14 protein-coding genes and 1 pseudogene are annotated in these 15,483 nt (G+C 62.8%); 11 read left to right on the plus strand and 4 right to left on the minus strand.

Annotated features, from left to right (window positions below; all coding sequences use genetic code 11):
• Nucleotides 1–5 precede the first annotated feature (5 nt).
• Nucleotides 6–287 (minus strand): WhiB family transcriptional regulator, encoded by a 282-nt coding sequence (locus tag MKAN_RS29405; RefSeq protein ID WP_080674033.1) that lies wholly within the window; start codon nt 285–287, stop codon nt 6–8.
• A gap of 630 nt (nt 288–917) precedes the next feature.
• Nucleotides 918–1,043, minus strand: coding sequence for a hypothetical protein (locus MKAN_RS32510; RefSeq protein ID WP_023366710.1), 126 nt, complete (start codon nt 1,041–1,043; stop codon nt 918–920).
• Nucleotides 1,044–1,136: 93 nt separating this feature from the next.
• On the opposite strand from MKAN_RS32510, the gene MKAN_RS07200 reads away from it, so the two are divergent.
• Together MKAN_RS07200 and MKAN_RS07205 are read left to right on the plus strand one after the other, a co-directional pair.
• Nucleotides 1,137–2,420 (plus strand): EspA/EspE family type VII secretion system effector, encoded by a 1,284-nt coding sequence (locus MKAN_RS07200; protein ID WP_023366712.1) that lies wholly within the window; start codon nt 1,137–1,139, stop codon nt 2,418–2,420.
• Between the two features lie 124 nt (nt 2,421–2,544).
• Complete coding sequence (locus tag MKAN_RS07205) at nt 2,545–3,927, plus strand: EspA/EspE family type VII secretion system effector (RefSeq protein ID WP_023366714.1); 1,383 nt, start codon at nt 2,545–2,547, stop codon at nt 3,925–3,927.
• A gap of 249 nt (nt 3,928–4,176) precedes the next feature.
• Here MKAN_RS07205 and MKAN_RS32515 read toward each other — a convergent pair whose 3' ends face one another.
• A complete protein-coding gene (locus MKAN_RS32515) occupies nt 4,177–4,302 on the minus strand; it encodes a hypothetical protein (RefSeq protein ID WP_023366716.1) in 126 nt (41 codons plus the stop codon).
• Here MKAN_RS32515 and MKAN_RS32925 point away from each other — a divergent pair.
• The 9 genes and pseudogenes from MKAN_RS32925 to MKAN_RS07240 all read left to right on the plus strand — a co-directional run bounded on the left by MKAN_RS32925 (nt 4,279) and on the right by MKAN_RS07240 (nt 13,714).
• The gene (locus MKAN_RS32925) at nt 4,279–5,400 is read left to right on the plus strand and encodes an EspA/EspE family type VII secretion system effector (RefSeq protein WP_364468781.1); all 1,122 of its coding nucleotides are present in this window, start codon (nt 4,279–4,281) and stop codon (nt 5,398–5,400) included. The two genes, MKAN_RS32515 and MKAN_RS32925, sit on opposite strands and share 24 nt — an antisense overlap.
• Before the next feature lie 83 nt (nt 5,401–5,483).
• The gene (locus tag MKAN_RS28700; protein WP_133163546.1) at nt 5,484–6,797 is read left to right on the plus strand and encodes an EspA/EspE family type VII secretion system effector; all 1,314 of its coding nucleotides are present in this window, start codon (nt 5,484–5,486) and stop codon (nt 6,795–6,797) included.
• Nucleotides 6,798–7,149: 352 nt separating this feature from the next.
• Nucleotides 7,150–7,284, plus strand: a pseudogene (locus tag MKAN_RS32930) (EspA/EspE family type VII secretion system effector); the annotation flags it as partial.
• Between the two features lie 252 nt (nt 7,285–7,536).
• Complete coding sequence (locus MKAN_RS31045) at nt 7,537–8,223, plus strand: hypothetical protein (RefSeq protein WP_133163545.1); 687 nt, start codon at nt 7,537–7,539, stop codon at nt 8,221–8,223.
• Between the two features lie 269 nt (nt 8,224–8,492).
• The gene (locus tag MKAN_RS07220; protein ID WP_133163544.1) at nt 8,493–9,554 is read left to right on the plus strand and encodes an EspA/EspE family type VII secretion system effector; all 1,062 of its coding nucleotides are present in this window, start codon (nt 8,493–8,495) and stop codon (nt 9,552–9,554) included.
• Between the two features lie 762 nt (nt 9,555–10,316).
• Nucleotides 10,317–10,946: a PPE domain-containing protein gene (locus MKAN_RS07225; RefSeq protein WP_023366724.1), complete on the plus strand. Its 630-nt coding sequence runs from the start codon at nt 10,317–10,319 to the stop codon at nt 10,944–10,946.
• Nucleotides 10,947–11,304: 358 nt separating this feature from the next.
• A complete protein-coding gene (locus MKAN_RS07230; protein ID WP_023366726.1) occupies nt 11,305–12,309 on the plus strand; it encodes an EspA/EspE family type VII secretion system effector in 1,005 nt (334 codons plus the stop codon).
• 162 nt (nt 12,310–12,471) lie between these two features.
• Entirely contained in the window at nt 12,472–13,233 is a 762-nt protein-coding gene (locus MKAN_RS07235; RefSeq protein WP_023366728.1) for an EspA/EspE family type VII secretion system effector, read from the plus strand.
• Nucleotides 13,226–13,714 carry a hypothetical protein gene (locus tag MKAN_RS07240; RefSeq protein ID WP_103799535.1) on the plus strand — a complete coding sequence of 163 codons (489 nt, stop codon included), beginning with the start codon at nt 13,226–13,228 and terminating at the stop codon, nt 13,712–13,714. The genes MKAN_RS07235 and MKAN_RS07240 overlap by 8 nt, the downstream gene beginning before the upstream one ends.
• A 326-nt stretch (nt 13,715–14,040) precedes the next feature.
• Here MKAN_RS07240 and MKAN_RS07245 read toward each other — a convergent pair whose 3' ends face one another.
• Nucleotides 14,041–15,141: a PPE family protein gene (locus tag MKAN_RS07245; protein ID WP_036392744.1), complete on the minus strand. Its 1,101-nt coding sequence runs from the start codon at nt 15,139–15,141 to the stop codon at nt 14,041–14,043.
• Nucleotides 15,142–15,483: the final 342 nt, after the last annotated feature.

The raw sequence follows: 15,483 nt of genomic DNA on the forward strand, positions 1-15,483 counted from the left end.
GCGAATCAGGCCAATGATGCAGATTCACGCACCGGGTAACCGTTACGCTCGGCCAGCGACCGCAATCGACCCAACGCAGACGCGCGCAGCCGACCCGCCTCAGGGATCACGACGCCGGCCCACAGCCCTTGTGCACCCGGCAACTCGACCGCTTCGCGGGCACACGACCACCGACACGGGCAAGCGCGGCACAGTGCTTTTGCCTGGTCATCGGGACTGGTTGTCCAGCGTTCGGGGTCCTGCGTGCAAGCGCCCAACGGGGCGTCATGCAATACTGGTGCGGTCATTCTCGCTACGGTCCTTCAAAAAGCAGTGCGGCTTTAATTCCACGCCCCGCCACGCCCCGGAAAACCATAGCACAAACCATCGCATTTCGAACCAGACGGCCTGGCCTAACTCGTTATAGATGAGCCGGCTTCGTTAGACGAGAGGCTGCGCAAATCATCTTATTCCGGAAAGTAATTCTGGTTTGTTTTGGAAACTTGTTCTGCTTTATTTTGGAAGCCAGTTCTGAAAACCACCTCCTGAATTTTGTGCAGGAGGCACGTGAATTCAGCACTATTATTGCAGTAACCCCAAGAGGAAGATTTGGCTATGTCTCATCAACCGCGCGCTCTGATGGCTAACCAGAGCGAGATTTTGGCCAGGGCCGACGAGCTGGCCTCCCCGAAAGCGGACCCACAGAGCAGTGCCATCGTGGGCGCGCAGGCCTTACACGAGGCCAGGAAAATCACATTCTCCGTCGAGAATATGGCCAACCTACCCACCATGGCTCAGCCGGCGACACCACTCAGTCAGCTCAGCGAGCTCTCGGGGGCAGCCAGCGGGCTCGGCCAACTGGCCACCATGGCCGGCAAACAAGCCCAAATGATCTCCGCCCTGGGCCAACAGAGGACCCAACAGCCACCCCTCGCCAATCAGGTCTCCACCGACCACGACACCGCCTGCTCGGGCACGCCCACCGCAGAGCGCGTTTCGGTCGACACCGCAACCGACCCTCCCAACCGGGCCAACAGCGCATCCTGTAGGGCCACCCGGGCCACCCCACCACCACGCCGAAGCCTTAACGACCAACACCATCACCAGCCAAAACCACCGCCGGCACAACATAAGACCCCGAGGGAGAAAAGTCACCTATGGATGTCTGGCAGCTCTTTTGCGACCTGTGGCAAGACGCGTGGATCGAGCAGACCCCGGAGGTGGCGGAGATGCTGTTAAAGCAGCCGGCGGCACAAGAGTTGGCAGAAGACTTCCCAGAGAGGCCACGGGGATCCAGTGTGTGCGGTTGGACCATCCGCGGCCTCAGCGGCCTGCAGCCATTGCTTGGAGACGGGAGCCCCGATCCGGGTGATCGCTTGGCGGCCAGTGGGCCGATGTTCGCTGATGTCAGTGCCCGGATCGCGGCTCTCATTCCCGATGACGGCTGGCAGGGCTTAGCAGCGCAATCCTATTCAGCCCAGAACCTCGCACAATCACAGCGCGCGAAAATGATGGGTGATCTCGACCGTCGAACCGGCGAGCTGGTTTCGGCTCAAGCCGAAGCCATTCAAAGAGTTTACTACGTCGTGGTGGCAGAGAGGCTCGCGGTTGCCGGTACGTTCGCATTCTGCATTTATTACGAGGTGACAGGTGGGCCTGCTGGCCAAATTCTGTCGTTTCAAGTTGCAGTAGCCGTATGCACCGTTGCGATAATTGTCCTCTCTGGTTTCCTGATCGACTTGTGGATCACGACATCCCAGAATGCAATCGATCTGCAGGCAGCGACGCAGAAATTGACCGATATGTTGACGATGTTGCCCACACTCTCCGACACGATTCCCGGATTGCCAGATGGGGCCCTCCCGCCTTCACATACCCGTCCGGAATTCGACGCCGCCAGGCTGCTTGACTTCACCGGGCCGCTCCCCGAAACACCGGATATCTCCTTGGCTTTCGCCGACTTACCCGGCTCACTCGAATTCAACCTGCCCACCCTACCGAGCCCCGGCTTCCCCGATTTCGGCGCACCCCACTTGCCCATCCCCCAGTTGACCGGCATGCCAACCTTGCCCGACCCGTTCTGCGGCGCGGATGGTCTACCCAGGGTGCCCACCGCAAACGAACTGGCCGCCTCACCCGACTTTTCGGGGGCCCTGGCTGGGCTGCCCATAATGGCTCAGCTAACGGCACCCTTCAGCCGGCTCACCGGGCTCCCGGGGGCAGCCGGCGGGCTCAGCCAACTCACTAACACAGCCGGTCAACAGGCACAGATGATCTCCTCACTAACCCAACAGGGCGCCCGCCCGCAGGCACCCCCGGCCGATCAGGTCACCCGGGACGGCGATACCGCCGGCGCCGCCGCGGGCACACCCGGCGCACGGCGCGTTCCAGTAGACGCCGCAACCGACCCCTCCCAACAGGGCCAGCAGCGCGTCATGTAAGTCCAGCCGGGCCCAGCCATCAACACGCCAAAGCCCTAACAGCCAGCGCCATCCAGCCCAACCAGAACCGGCGCAACGTCGGGCCCCAGCGGAAAGTTCAACCCATGAAAGGAGAGTTCCACCTATGAACGGGCCTTCGGTCTCGTCGGACATCTCGTCCGAGTGGTCGGACATCCAGCGCTTCCTGCGCTCATCCTTGTCTTCCTCTGACGGGGCGGAGACGTTGCCGCCGTCCTGGAGCTTCCCCCCTGACGACGACGCCACCTCGACAGGCTCGTTCCAGTTCCCGACCGACTCGGAAGATGAGCTCCCGAACATCTCGGACGACAACCCGGAGAAGAGGGTGTTGCGGGGATCCGTTGTTTGCTATGTGACCTGGTGCGCCCTTGGCGGCATGCTGGGATGGCTGGGCGATGGAAGCCCCGATGCGGGTGATCGCTTGGTGGCCAGTGGGTCGGTGTTCGATGACGTCAGTGCCCAGATCGCGGCTCTTATTCCCGACGGCGGCTGGCAGGGCTTGGCGGCGCAGGCCTATGTAGGCCAGAACCTCGCACAATCACAGCGCGCGAAGATGATGGGTGATCTCGATCGTCTTGCCGGCGGCCTGGTTTCTGCTCAGGCCCCCGCCGTTTCGGACACTCGCAGGTGGCTGCTTTACGAGATGATCACCGTTGCCGCGGTGGGCGTTGGTTGCTTGGCCCTGGAAGAATTCGGGGGCCCTGCCGGCCAACAGGCATCGCTTGCCGTCGCAGTAGTCGTTTGCGCCGCTGCGCTTGGTGTCGCCATCGACAAAATGGTCTCGTTGAAGAACACGACGTCCCAAAATGCGACCAACCTGCAGGGGCTGACCCAGAGATTGACCGCTATGGCGACGACGTCGCCGACACCGTCTACCCCGATTCCCGGGCTCCCCGACGTGCCCTCGTCCCCAACATCGTCCCCTACCGCGGGCCTACCCGACGACACCGGCCCCCGCCCCGAGACACCCGATGTCGGTGTGGTGTTGGCGGACTTACCGGGCTCACCTGGAGTCGACGTGCCCGACCTACCGAGCCCCGGTTTCCCCGATTTCGGCGCTCGCCACCTGCCCATCCCCACCTTGACCGGCATGCCAAATCTCCCCAACGCGTTGCCCGGCCTACCCACGGTGCCCACCGCAGACGAATTCGCCGCGCTGCCCGACTTGTCGGGCGCCTTGGCCGCTGTGCCCGGCCTGAGCCTGGCCAATCTCCCCACCATGGCGCAGCTGGCGACACCGCTGGGCCAGCTCAGCGGGCTCTCGGGGGCGGCCAGCGGGCTCGGCCAACTGGCCACCATGGCCGGCCAACAAGCCCAAATGATCTCCGCCCTGGCCCAACAGAGCACCCAACAGCACACCACCCTGACCCATCAGGTCACACCGGACGACGACACCCCCGGCGCCGACGCGGGCACAGCCAACGGCCAGCGCGCTCCCATCGACACCGCAACCAGCCCCTCCCAACCGGGCCAACAGCGCGTCCCGTAGGGCCACCCGGGCCACGCCATCACCACGCCGAAGCCGCCTTAACGGCCAACGCCCTCACCAGCCACCAGAGCCGGTACAACAACTGACACGGGAGGAAAAGTTCAACGCATGAGTCGAATTGGGTCGGCTTGGCATTTGCAGGCCGAGTTGTTGGGCAACGGTGATCCCTGGCCACTGGAGCCACCGGCAGGGCTGCAGTGGCCAGAAGAAACACAACACATTCCGCGGAGGCGGGTGCTGCGGCGGGGATCAGTCGTTTGCGCCGCGACCGAGTGCGTCCTTGGCGGCGTGCTGGCATGCCTTGGAGATGGGAGCCCCGACACGGGTGATCGCCTCGTGTCCGACGGGTCGATGTTCGACGAAGTCAGCGCCCATATCGCATCCCTTGTTCCCGGCGATGGCTGGCAGGGCTTAGCGGCGCAAGCTTATTCAGCCCAGAACCTTGCGCAATCACAGCGCGCGAAGGTAATCGGAGATCTCGACCAAGAAACCGGTGACCTGGTTTCCGCTCAAGCCGAAGCCGTTCAAGAAGTTCGCTACGTCGTGGTTGCAGAGATCGCTACAGCTGCCGCTACGTTGGCATTTTGCATTTACGCCGAAACGACTATGGGGCCCACTGGCCAAATCCTGTCGCTTCACGTTGCAGTACCCGTATGCACTGTCGCGATAGCTGTCTTGGCTGGCTTCCTGATCGATCTGGCGATCACGACATCGCGGAATGCGAGCAAGGCGCAGGAAATGGCCCAGAGATTAGCCGAAATGGTGACGAGTTTGCCGACATTGCCCGACGCGACTCGCCAGTCGCCGGACGTGTCCTTCCCCTCAGCATGTTGCCCTTCCGATTTCGACGCCGCCGATCACACCCTGGCCCCCTCTATTGCGGGGCGGCCCAAGCGCAACGGGCCACCTCCAGAAACACCTGACGTCTCCTTGGTTTTCGCTGACTTGCCTGGCTCGCCCGAATTCAGCGTGCCCGCCGTAGCAACCCCCGGATTCCCCGATTTCGGTGTGCCCCACGTGCCCATCCCCATTTTGGCCCGCTTGCGAAGCTCGCTAGACATTTGGAGCGCGTTAGCTACTTTCCCCAGCCTGGGCTTGGCAGATCTGCCCACCGTAGCCACGCAGCCGCCAATGGCTCAACTGGCGGCACCGCTAGCCCAGCTCGCCGGGCTCTCGGGGGCAGCTAGCGCACTCAGCCAACTCACCAACGTGGCCACTCAACGGGCACACACGATCTCCTCGCTCGCCCAGCAAGGCACTCAGCAGCCGGCAACTCTGGCCGCTCATGTCACCCGAGACCACGACACCCCGAGCGCCGCCACGGCACACCCACCGCCCGGCGCGCTCCCGTCGAGACCGCAACCAGCCCCTCGCAACCGGGCCGGCAGCGCGTCAGGTGAGGCGCCATCAACGCACCAAAGCCCTGGCGCTCAAAGCCACCACCAGCCAAGACCGGAGCCGGTGCACCGTTAGACCCGGCGGAAAAATCAACCCGTGAGAAGAAAGTTAAACCGATGAGTCAACCTTGGGAATCGGACTCGGAAGTCTCGGGCCGCATGTCAGACATCGGGGACGGCTTCCCCCAGGACGCTATCCCGGACATACCACACGACGACCCGGTGAGGGCGCCGAGAGTGCGGGGATCCGTTATTTGCGCTTCGACCCTGGGCGGCTTACTGATCGTTCGGGTATCCCTTGGATTTGGCAACCCCGACACGGGTGATCGCTTCGTGGGCAGTGGGTCGAAATTCGACGAAGTCGGCGACCGGATCGCGGCTCTTGTTCCCGACGGCGGCTGGCAGGGCTTGGCGGCGCAGGCCTATTTATCCCAAAACCTCGCACAATCGCAGCGCGCGAAGGTAATCCGAGATCTCGACCATCAAACCGGCGACCTGGTTTCCGCTCAAGCCCAAGCCGTGGTGAACGCTCGGGAAGCCGCGAATATTGGAATGGTCATCGCTGGAATTGCGTTGGGAGTATGCGCTACCTGCGAAGCAACGATGGGGCCCCCCGGTCAAATCCTGTCGTTTCAAATCGCGCTATTCATGTGCAGTCCTGCAGTCGCTCTTGTCGTTGTCTTCCTGATCGAATTAGCGGTCGCGGCCTCCCAGAACGCGAGCAAGCTGCAGGCAATGACCCAGAGATTGACCGATCTGGTAACGAGTTTGCCGACACGGTCTGGTCCCATTCCCGGGTTAACCGATTCGACTTTCCCCCCAGCACATCCGCGTTCCGAATTCGACGGCGCCGACCCCGTCGTGCCGCCCACCATCGCGGGCCTGCCCGACGACACCGCACCCCGCCCCGAGACACCCGATATTTGCTTAGCACTGGCGGACTTACCCGGCTCGCTTGAATTCAGCGTGCCCAACTTGCCGAGCCCCGGCTTCCCCGATTTCGGTGCGCCTCATTTACCCATCCCCCAGTTGGCCGGCATGCCGAGCCTGCCCAACTCGTCGACCGGCCGGCCCAACTTGGCCGACGTGTTCGCCGGTGGCATGTCCAACGTTCCCACCGCAGACGAATTGCCCGCGCTACCTGGCTTGGCGGAGGCCTTGGCCGCTATGCCCAGCCTGAACCTGGCCAACCTGGCCACCATGACCTCGCAGCCCGCGATGGCTCAGCTGGCGGCATCCCTGAGCCAGCTCACCGGCCTCTCCGGGGCGGCCGGCGGGCTCGGCCAACTGGCCAACACGGCCGCTCGACAGGCACAAATGATCTCCTCAGTGACCCAGCAGGGCGTCCAACAGCTGACCACCCCGGCCGATCACGACATCGCCGGCGCCGCAACGGGCACGCCCACCGAACTGCGCGTCCCTGTCGATGCCGCAACCGGTACCTCCCAACGACGCCAACAGCACGTCGCGTAGGCCGCCGGGTCGGCCACCACCACGCCGACGCCCGCACGGTCGACGCCGTCATCAGCAAGACCGCGGCCGGTGTGGCGTTTGACCCCAGAGGAGAATCCAACCAGTGAGAGGAAAATAACCCATGACTCACCCTTCGCCGCCAATCTCGGACAGGTCGGAGGTCTCGAGCTTAATGTCGGACATCGGGGACGGCTTTCCCGCGGACGCCATTCACAACGTCCCGGACGCCAACTCGATGAAGGTGCCCGGATCCGTCATTTGTCTTGTGACTGAGTTGGTCCTTGGCGGCGTGTTGCCATGGCTTGGAGACGGAAGCCCCGACGGCGGTGATCGCTTCGCGGGTAGTAGGGCGATGTTCGACCGAGTCAGTGGCCAGATCGCAGCTCTTGTTCCGGACGGCGGCTGGCAGGGCTCAGCGGCGCAGGCCTATTCAACCCGGAACCTCGCACAATCACAGCACACGAAAATGATGCGCGATCTCGACTACCAGATCGGCCAGCTGGTCTCCAATCAAGCTGAAGCCGTTGAGAGAGTTCGCTCAGTCGTGATCACAGAGATGGTCGCGATAGGCTGCACATTCGCATTTTGCATTTACTGTGAAGCGACGATGGGGCCGGCTGGAAAAATCCTGTCACGGCGAACTGCAACGGTGATATGTGCTTTTGCGTTAGCTGTCGTCGTTGGCTTTCTGATCGATTTAGCGATCAGGACATCCCGCAATGCGAGCAAGGCGCGGGCAATGACCCAAAAATTGACCGAGATGTTGACGAGGTTGCCCGCACTGTCCCGCCCGATGTCCGGGTCGCCCGATATGGCCTTCCTCCCCTCATATTCCCCTTCCGAATACCACACCTTGCCCCCCACCATCGCGGGCCTGCTCGACGTCAACGCGCCCCTCCCCCAGACAACCGATGTCTCCTTGGTTTTCGCCGACTTACCCGGCGCACCTGAATTCGGTGTGCCCAACCTGCCGGCCCCCGGCTTCCCCGATTTCGGCGCACCTCACATGCCCATCCCCCATTTGACCGGTATGCCAACCCTGCCCGACGTGTCCCCTGATGGCCTACCTATGGTGCCCACCAACAATGACTTGGTCGCACTGCCCGGCTTTGCGGACGCCTTGGCCACCCCGCCTAGCCGGGGCCTGGCCAAGCTACCCGCGATGGCTCAGGCGACGGCACCGCCAAGCCAGCTCACCGGTCTCTCGGGGGCGGCCAGCGGGCTCGGCCAGCTGGCCAACACAGCGGGCCAGCAGGCACAAATGATCTCCTCACTGGCCCAGCAGGGCGCCCAACAGCACGCCACCCGGACCGGCCACGCCACCCAAGACGACGACACCGTCGGCGCCGCCGCAGACACAACCACCGCAGGACGAGTCCCTGTCGACACCGCAACCGGCTCCTCCCAGGCGCGCCAGGTCCTGTAAGGCCAGCGGGTGGTGCCATCACCACGCCACCGCCCTAATGCCACTGCCAACATGATCCCAGGCCGGAGCACGCTGGGGATTAGACCTAAAGGAAAGTTCAAACAATGGATGAAATTTGGATGTTTCTGCAAGAGTTCCGGAACAGGCAGGACGTCCGGCGGTTCGTACAGGCGCATGCGGGAAGCGGTCTTTGTGTTGGGACCGAGCTCCTTCTCGGCACCGTGTTGTTAGGCCTTGGAGTCAAAACCCCCGACACGGGTGATCGATTCGTGGCCAGTAGGGCAATATTCGACGACGTCAGCGCCCAGATCGCGGCTCTTGTTCCCGACGGCGGCTGGCAGGGCTCGGCGGCGCAGGCCTATTTAGCCCAAAACCTCGCACAGTCACAGCGCGCGAAGCTCATGGGCGATCTCGACCATCTCAGCGGCGACCTTGTTTCCGCTCAAGCCGAAACAATTCAGAACGCTCGCACGGTCGTATTTCTCATCATGGTGTTTGTTGGCTTCCTGCTAGTCATTTGCGTAACCGCTGAACTAAACGGGGGACCCGCCGGCCAAATCCTGTCGTATCAACTCGCACTAAAGGGGTGCACTCTTGCACTGTCCGCCGTCGATGCCTGCCTGGTGTGGTTAATGATCACGACATCTCGGAATACGCGCAACCTGCAGATATTGGCGCAGGAATTGACCGATACGATGACGAGATTGCCGACACTGTCCGACCCGGTTCCCGGGTCGCCCGATGTGTCCTTCCACCCCGGACATTCCCCTTCCGACGTCGAGACAGCCGACCACACCGTGCCCGCCACTATCCCGGGCCCGCCCGATGACAACGCGCCCACCGCCGAGACACCGGATGTTGCCTCCGCGTTCGCTCACCTACCCGGCTCACCTGAATTCAGCATGCCCGACCTCCCCACCCCCGGCTTCCCCGATCTCGGCACGCCCTACCTGCGCGTTCCCCAGTTAGCCGGCATGCCCAGCTTGGGTGACTTGTTCTGCAGTCCCGATGGCATGCACGGCCTGGACCTGGCCAACCCCACGACGACCTCGCAGCCCACCATGGCCCCCCTAACAGCACGACTCAGCCAGCTCACCGGGCTCTCGGGGGCAGCCAGCGGGCTCAGCCGACTCGCCAACACAGCCGGCCAACAGGCACAAATGATCTCGTCACTGGCCGGCCAGGGCGCCCAACAGCACGCCACTCTAGCCGGCCATGCCACCCGAGACGACGACACCGTCGTAGCCGCCGCGGACACAACCACCGCAGGACGAGCCCCGGTCGACACCGCAACCGGCTCTTCCCAGGCGCGCCCGCAGCGCGTCCCGTAAGGCCGGCGGGGGTGCCATCCCCGCGCCAAAGCCATGGCCGGTCAAGACCAGAGCCGGTACAACGGTAGCCCTAAGCAAGTTCAAACCCATGAGTCTAATTTCGGTGGCGCCGCCATACATCCGTAACAACAGGGCGTACTACCGCCAGTTTGCACAGCGTGGAAGCGGTCTTTGCGCTGTGACCGAGTGCGCCCTTGGCGGCATCCTGGCAGGCCTCGGAGATACAAGCCCCGATCCGGGCAGCAACGCTAAGCCAGCTCAGCGGACTGTCGGGCCAACCGGCGGGCTAAGCCAGCTCACCAGCATGGCCGGTCAACAGGCATTAATGATCTGTCGGCTTGACTTCTTCGTTGGCCCGACGCCCCGGGGGCACGAGGGTCGCGACATAAAGCTGCCGACGTCGATACAGTCGCACCCGCCGTCGCTGCGGTACGAACGCTTTTATTCACTTAAGAATGCCGCTACCCAATAGCCTGGTCAAAATAGTTATTAGGTAAGCCCTTCCCCATTAGACAAGATCGGTTTATCATCATCTTATTTCAGAAGCTAGTTCTGCTTTATCTTGGAAGCAAGTTCCGAAACCCGGGTGCCGAATTTTGGCGCAGGAACCACTGAATTAAGCGACTATAGTTGCTGTAGCACCAAGGAGGAAGATTCGGTTATGTCTCAACCGCGCACGCTGACGGTGAATCAGAACGAGATTTCGGCCAGGGCCGACGAGGTGGAATCCCCAATTCCGAAACCACCGAGCAGCGCCGCGTCGTGAGCGCGTGCGCCCTGGACGCGGCCTACACGCCGGTGTCAAACCACCTACGGACCCAGCTTGCTGCGGGCGCCATGGAGCAGCAACGCCTTACGCAGTTCATGAGGAGCGTGGCCTGGGCTTATGACGATGTTGACGAGGAGACTGTGATCGCCTTGAACAACGGTGGCGAAGGTCCCGTGTCGCCCGAAGGGCTGACGAACAACACCCCGCGCCCGGTAGCACTGTGCGATACCGCCACGGTCCGATCTGCCGAACCTCCAAACTTGATTGAACTCGAAGAGACAAGAACGATACTGGACAAACCAGACCAAGCCGGATCATTCACGGCCTTTGCGGAGGCATGGAATAAGTACAACCTAACGATTCAGGAACCGCTTGGTAGGTTCCGGGAATTTGAAGACCGGGAAGGCGAAGAGGCCACCGCTATTCAGGCCACATTCGATCAACACAGAGACCGGCTGCACCGCATGGCGCAATGGAGCGTCACGTTGGCCAAGCAAGCCTTAGACCTTGCCCGGACGCATGACTGGCCTAGTTTCACCCGCCGCCGGCACAACTACAGCGGAGCCTGCCTTGGTCGACGCCGCAACCGACATCTCCCGCAGCGCGAGCAGCGCGTCCTGTAGGGCCACCCAGTTCACAACGCCAAAGCCCTTACAGCCAACGCCTTCACCACCGACCTCAGCCGGTGCAACGGCGAGACCCGAGAGGAACATCCAACCCATGCACGTTTGGCCGTTAGCGGACTGGGCCGTCTTGAACCTGGGATTCGGCGGGAACCCAGCCGATCCCGTCGAGGCCGGGCATCACGTAGAGACGTGGCAAGAGGCACTACAAGAGTATCTAGCAGAGGAGGCACGGGAGCGGAGGTGGCGGCGGGGATCCGTTGTTTGCGCCGGGACAGAGGTCATCCTTGGCATCGTGCTGGCATCGCTTGGACAGGGGAGTCCAGCCTCGGGTGATCGCCTCGTGAGAAGTGGATCGATGTTCGATGACGCTGGCACCCAAATCGCGGCTCTTGCTCCCGACGGCGGCTGGCAGGGCTCAGCGGCGCACGCCTACGTGACCCAAAACCTCGCACAATCACAGCACGCGAAGCTGATCGGTGATCTCGAACATCTCGCCGGCGACCTGGTTTCCGCTCAAGCCGACGCCGTTCAGCGAGTTCGCTACGTCGTGTATACAGAGATGGCCGCGGTTGCCGCTGCGTTGGCATTTTGCATTTACGCGGAAACGACGATGGGCCCGGCGGGCCAAATTTTGTCGTCTCAAGTCGCACCAGCCGTATGCGGTGTTGCGCTAGCTGTCCTGGTCGGCTTCTTGATCGATTTGTGGATCACGACGTCCCAGAATGCGAGCACGGCGCAGGCAGCGACCCACAGATTGACCGATATGCTGGCGACGTTGCCGACACCGTCTGACCCGATTCCTGGGAAATCCCATTTGCCTTGCCCCCCAGCAGATTCCCGTTCCGAATTCGAGCACACCCTGCCCCCCGCCATCGCTGGCCTGCTCGACAACACCGGGCCCACCCCCAACACACCCGATGTCTCCTTGGTTTTCGCTGACCTACCCGGCTCGCCCGAATTCAGCATGCCCACCCTGCCGTCCCCCGGCTTCCCCGATTTCGGCGCGCCCGACTTACCCATCCCTCAATTGGCCGCGTTGCCTGACGTGTCGAGCGCCTTGGCCTGCCTGGGCCTGGCCGACCTGTCCACCGTGGCTCAGCTGGCGGTACGGCTCAGCCAGCTCACCGAGCTCTCGGGAGCAGCCAGCGGGCTGAGCCAACTGTCCAACGTGGCCGGCCAACAGGCACAAATGATCTCCTCACTGGCTCAGCAGAGCGCCCAGCAGCAGGCAACCCTGGCCGATCATGTCAAAAAAGATGATGACAACGACGGTGCCGCCGGCGGCACAACCACCGCAGAGCCCGCTCCCGTTGATGCCGCAACCGGCCCCTCCGAACACCGCGAGGGGCGCGTCCTGTAGAGGCCGCACCAGTCCAGCCATCACCACACCAAAGCCCTAACAGCCGACGCACTCACCAGCCCAGGCCAGCGCCGGTGCGGCGTTAGACCCGAGAGGAAAGTCCAACTCATGACTCAACCACTTCCTAATCCACCTTCAGACCCCTCGATAACGATCTCGGATATGTCATCCGAGGAAATACCGGTGGACGCCGTCCGGGAGAGGCTGAAGTGGTGGAAGCGGGGATCCATTGTTTGCGCTTTGACCGAGGTCTTCCTTGGCAGCGTGCTGGGATTACTGGGGCAGGGAAGACCCGATCAAGGTGATCGCTTCGTGGACAGTGGATCGATGTTTGATGAGATCAGTGCCCAGATCGCGGCCCTTGTCCCCGACGGTAGCTGGCAGGGCTCAGCGGCGCAGGCCTATGTAGCCCAAAACCTCGCACAGTCACAGCGTGCAAAGCTGACGGCTGATCTCGACCGTCTCACCTCCGGCCTCGTTTTATCCGAGAGTTACGCCAATCTAACCGCTCGCGAAAAAGTGATTGAAATGATGGCCGCCGTTGGCGTGGTCGGAGTTGCCTGCCTTACCGCTGAAGTTATGTTAGAGCCAGACGCGGCAATCGCTATGTTTTGGGTCGCGGTGTGGTTTTGCACCGCCATGATAGGTGCCGCCATTTACATACTGATCGATTTGAAGAACAAGGAACACGCCAATGCGAGCAACCTGCAGGCTGTGACGCGGAGGTTGACCGACCTGGTCGCGACTTTACCGACACTGTCCGACGCGATTCCCGGGTTGCCCGACGTGCCCTGTCCCCCAGCACATTTCCCTCCGGAGTTCGACGCCGCCGGCCATTCCTTGGCCCTCACCCTCGCGGGCCTGCCCGACGACACCTCGCCCCCCCCTCCCCAAGACACCCGATGTGTCCTCGGCGTTGGCTGACCTGCCCGGCTCGCCTGAATTCAGCACACCCGCCCTGCCGAGTCCCGGTTTCCCCGATTTCGGCGCGCCCGACCTGCCCATCCCCCACGTGACCGGCACGCCCGGGTTGCCCGACGTGTTCCCGGGTGGCCTGCCCACGGTGTCCATGGCAAACGACTTCGCCGTGCTACGCGACTTCTCGGGTACCCCGGGCGGCCTGCCCATGATGGCTCGACTGCCAGCACCCCTGAGCCAGCTCAGCGGGCTGTCGCAGGCGGCAAGCGGGCTCAGCCAACTCACCAACGTGGCCGGCCGACACGCACAACTGATCTCCTCGCTGGCCCAACACGGCTCTCAGCAGCAGGCACCCCTGGCCGATCATGTGAAAGAAGGCGACGACAACGACGGCGCCACGCGTCAACGGCTTCACGGCGGTCGCGGTGATAACCTGAGTTGGCCTATGAGGGCGGGGCCAATCCATGTGACATTGCGAAACGCGTGAATGAACGGTCTGTTGGGCAGTCACGGTCGCATATATGGCCACAATTGGCAGGCTTCGGGTATGACCCGCCGACAAGTCCGGCGTCGTGGTGAGTGATTCAGTTTCAATGGCGGGGATCCAGGTTGGGCAAGAGGCCAATCCGCCTTCGGCGGAAAAGCCAAGGCCAGCAGGCAGATCCGCTGGCGTATCCGCCAGGGTCGGCTAGTACCGCGACAGTTCCGTTGATGTGAGGTTGCCTCGGCATCCGCTTGCCGGCAAGCAGCGCCACCGGGGTTCGCGCACAGCTCTTAGGGCGCCCGCCGGGAGGCGGTCAAACCTGCTGCGACTCACCAGTCTTCGCCGTCGTCCCAGCCGTTCTGGTCGTTTTCCTCAAGTTCTTTTACCAAAGACGCCCGCACCCCGAGCCCTGGCCTAGAGCTGCCGCCGCCGGCTCTTAGGCCATGGCCCGTCGACCCCAAGGGGGCGGTGCCAGCTACGGCCGGCGATCCGGCGCTGACGGCGGCCGGCGCCATAGGCACGGTGGGTTTATCGAGCAACCCCGCCATCAGCGGGGTACGCGGTGGCGAACCACCTGCGCCTGGCAACGAGTCCGCGCGCAGCAGTCCCGACCCGACGCTTGGGCCTGAGCCACCCGCCAACGGGTGGTTGGACAGCGGGCTGGCACCCAGCAGACCTATCTGCGCGCCTTCGTCCTGGCCCAGCCCCGCGCCCATGCTGCCGCCGATGTGGCTAAACAGCGACGTCATCTGGGCCGGCAGCTGGGCCAGTTGCTGCATCGAGCCGCTCATTCCCGACACCTGAGTCAGCGTTTGCTGGATCGCCTCTTTCGAAGGCAAAGCGCCCTTGCGGGAGATCGTGACAGCCTTATTTAACCCGTTCACCAAAAACCGGGTCGTCGAGGGAGCAAGAATGGCCTTCGCCGGCTCAAGTTTTTCGAAACGCGTATTGACGGTCGTTTCCGCCTGATAGACGTCCATCGCAGCAGCGGCCTGATTCCACATCCGGACGAAATAGTCCGTTTCCTTGACTGCGATCGGCACCGTATTGATACCGAGAAAGTTGGTAGCCGTTAGGACCGCGGTCGTGATGTGATTCATTGCGATCTCGGGCAACGACGGTGTGTTAGCCATCGCCTGGGTGTATGCCGCGGCTTGTGCCGTTGCCTGCGTCGCACGCATTTTCGCCTGCGCCGAGGCAGCGGCGAGCCAGCCCACCATCGGCGTGGCAGCAGCAATCGCTTTGTCACTGCCTGCTCCGGTCCACGCCTCGCGCAGGGAGTTCAGGCGCGCGGACACCTCGGCGGCCTGAGCGTCCAAGGCGATCGCCCACGCCTCCCACCCGATGGCGGCTGCCAGCATCGGCGCTGACCCTGCGCCGGCCATTAACCGCGCGGTGTTGAGTTCCGGTGGCATTGAGTGCCACAGCATGATTTCCCCTACCTCTTGTTCCGACGTGGTCTTGATTGGACTTGGCACGCCGAGACCGGCGGCGCGGTCGTCGACGTGCGAACCGGTGCGGGCGATGTCTTGGACCTCCTCGCCCGTCTGGGTGGGTTCTTCTCAAGCCGATGTGTTCAGCGCCAGCGCCTACCCGTCCCGGGCCGCAAACGACGTCAACAGGTTCGCGGCCGCCGTCGCGGGGTTGCGAGCGCTTTTATTCAGTTGAGAGGCCGCAACCAGATCGGCGGGCCGAAGTAGTTATAGATGAGCCCGTCCTATTAGGCAAGTTTGATTTAGAAATCTTTCTATCTCAGAAACTAGTTCTGATTT

It is taken from the genome of Mycobacterium kansasii ATCC 12478, assembly GCF_000157895.3.
Taxonomy (GTDB): Bacteria; Actinomycetota; Actinomycetes; order Mycobacteriales; family Mycobacteriaceae; genus Mycobacterium; species Mycobacterium kansasii.

Coding starts and splice junctions, on each gene's coding strand:
- MKAN_RS29405 (WP_080674033.1), bottom strand. CDS start 287: ATGACCGCACCAGTATTGCATGACGCCCCGTTGGGCGCTTGCACGCAG.
- MKAN_RS07200 (WP_023366712.1), top strand. CDS start 1,137: ATGGATGTCTGGCAGCTCTTTTGCGACCTGTGGCAAGACGCGTGGATC.
- MKAN_RS07205 (WP_023366714.1), top strand. CDS start 2,545: ATGAACGGGCCTTCGGTCTCGTCGGACATCTCGTCCGAGTGGTCGGAC.
- MKAN_RS32925 (WP_364468781.1), top strand. CDS start 4,279: ATGTTCGACGAAGTCAGCGCCCATATCGCATCCCTTGTTCCCGGCGAT.
- MKAN_RS32515 (WP_023366716.1), bottom strand. CDS start 4,302: ATGGGCGCTGACTTCGTCGAACATCGACCCGTCGGACACGAGGCGATC.
- MKAN_RS28700 (WP_133163546.1), top strand. CDS start 5,484: ATGTCAGACATCGGGGACGGCTTCCCCCAGGACGCTATCCCGGACATA.
- MKAN_RS31045 (WP_133163545.1), top strand. CDS start 7,537: ATGACCCAAAAATTGACCGAGATGTTGACGAGGTTGCCCGCACTGTCC.
- MKAN_RS07230 (WP_023366726.1), top strand. CDS start 11,305: ATGTTCGATGACGCTGGCACCCAAATCGCGGCTCTTGCTCCCGACGGC.
- MKAN_RS07235 (WP_023366728.1), top strand. CDS start 12,472: ATGTCATCCGAGGAAATACCGGTGGACGCCGTCCGGGAGAGGCTGAAG.
- MKAN_RS07245 (WP_036392744.1), bottom strand. CDS start 15,141: ATGCTGTGGCACTCAATGCCACCGGAACTCAACACCGCGCGGTTAATG.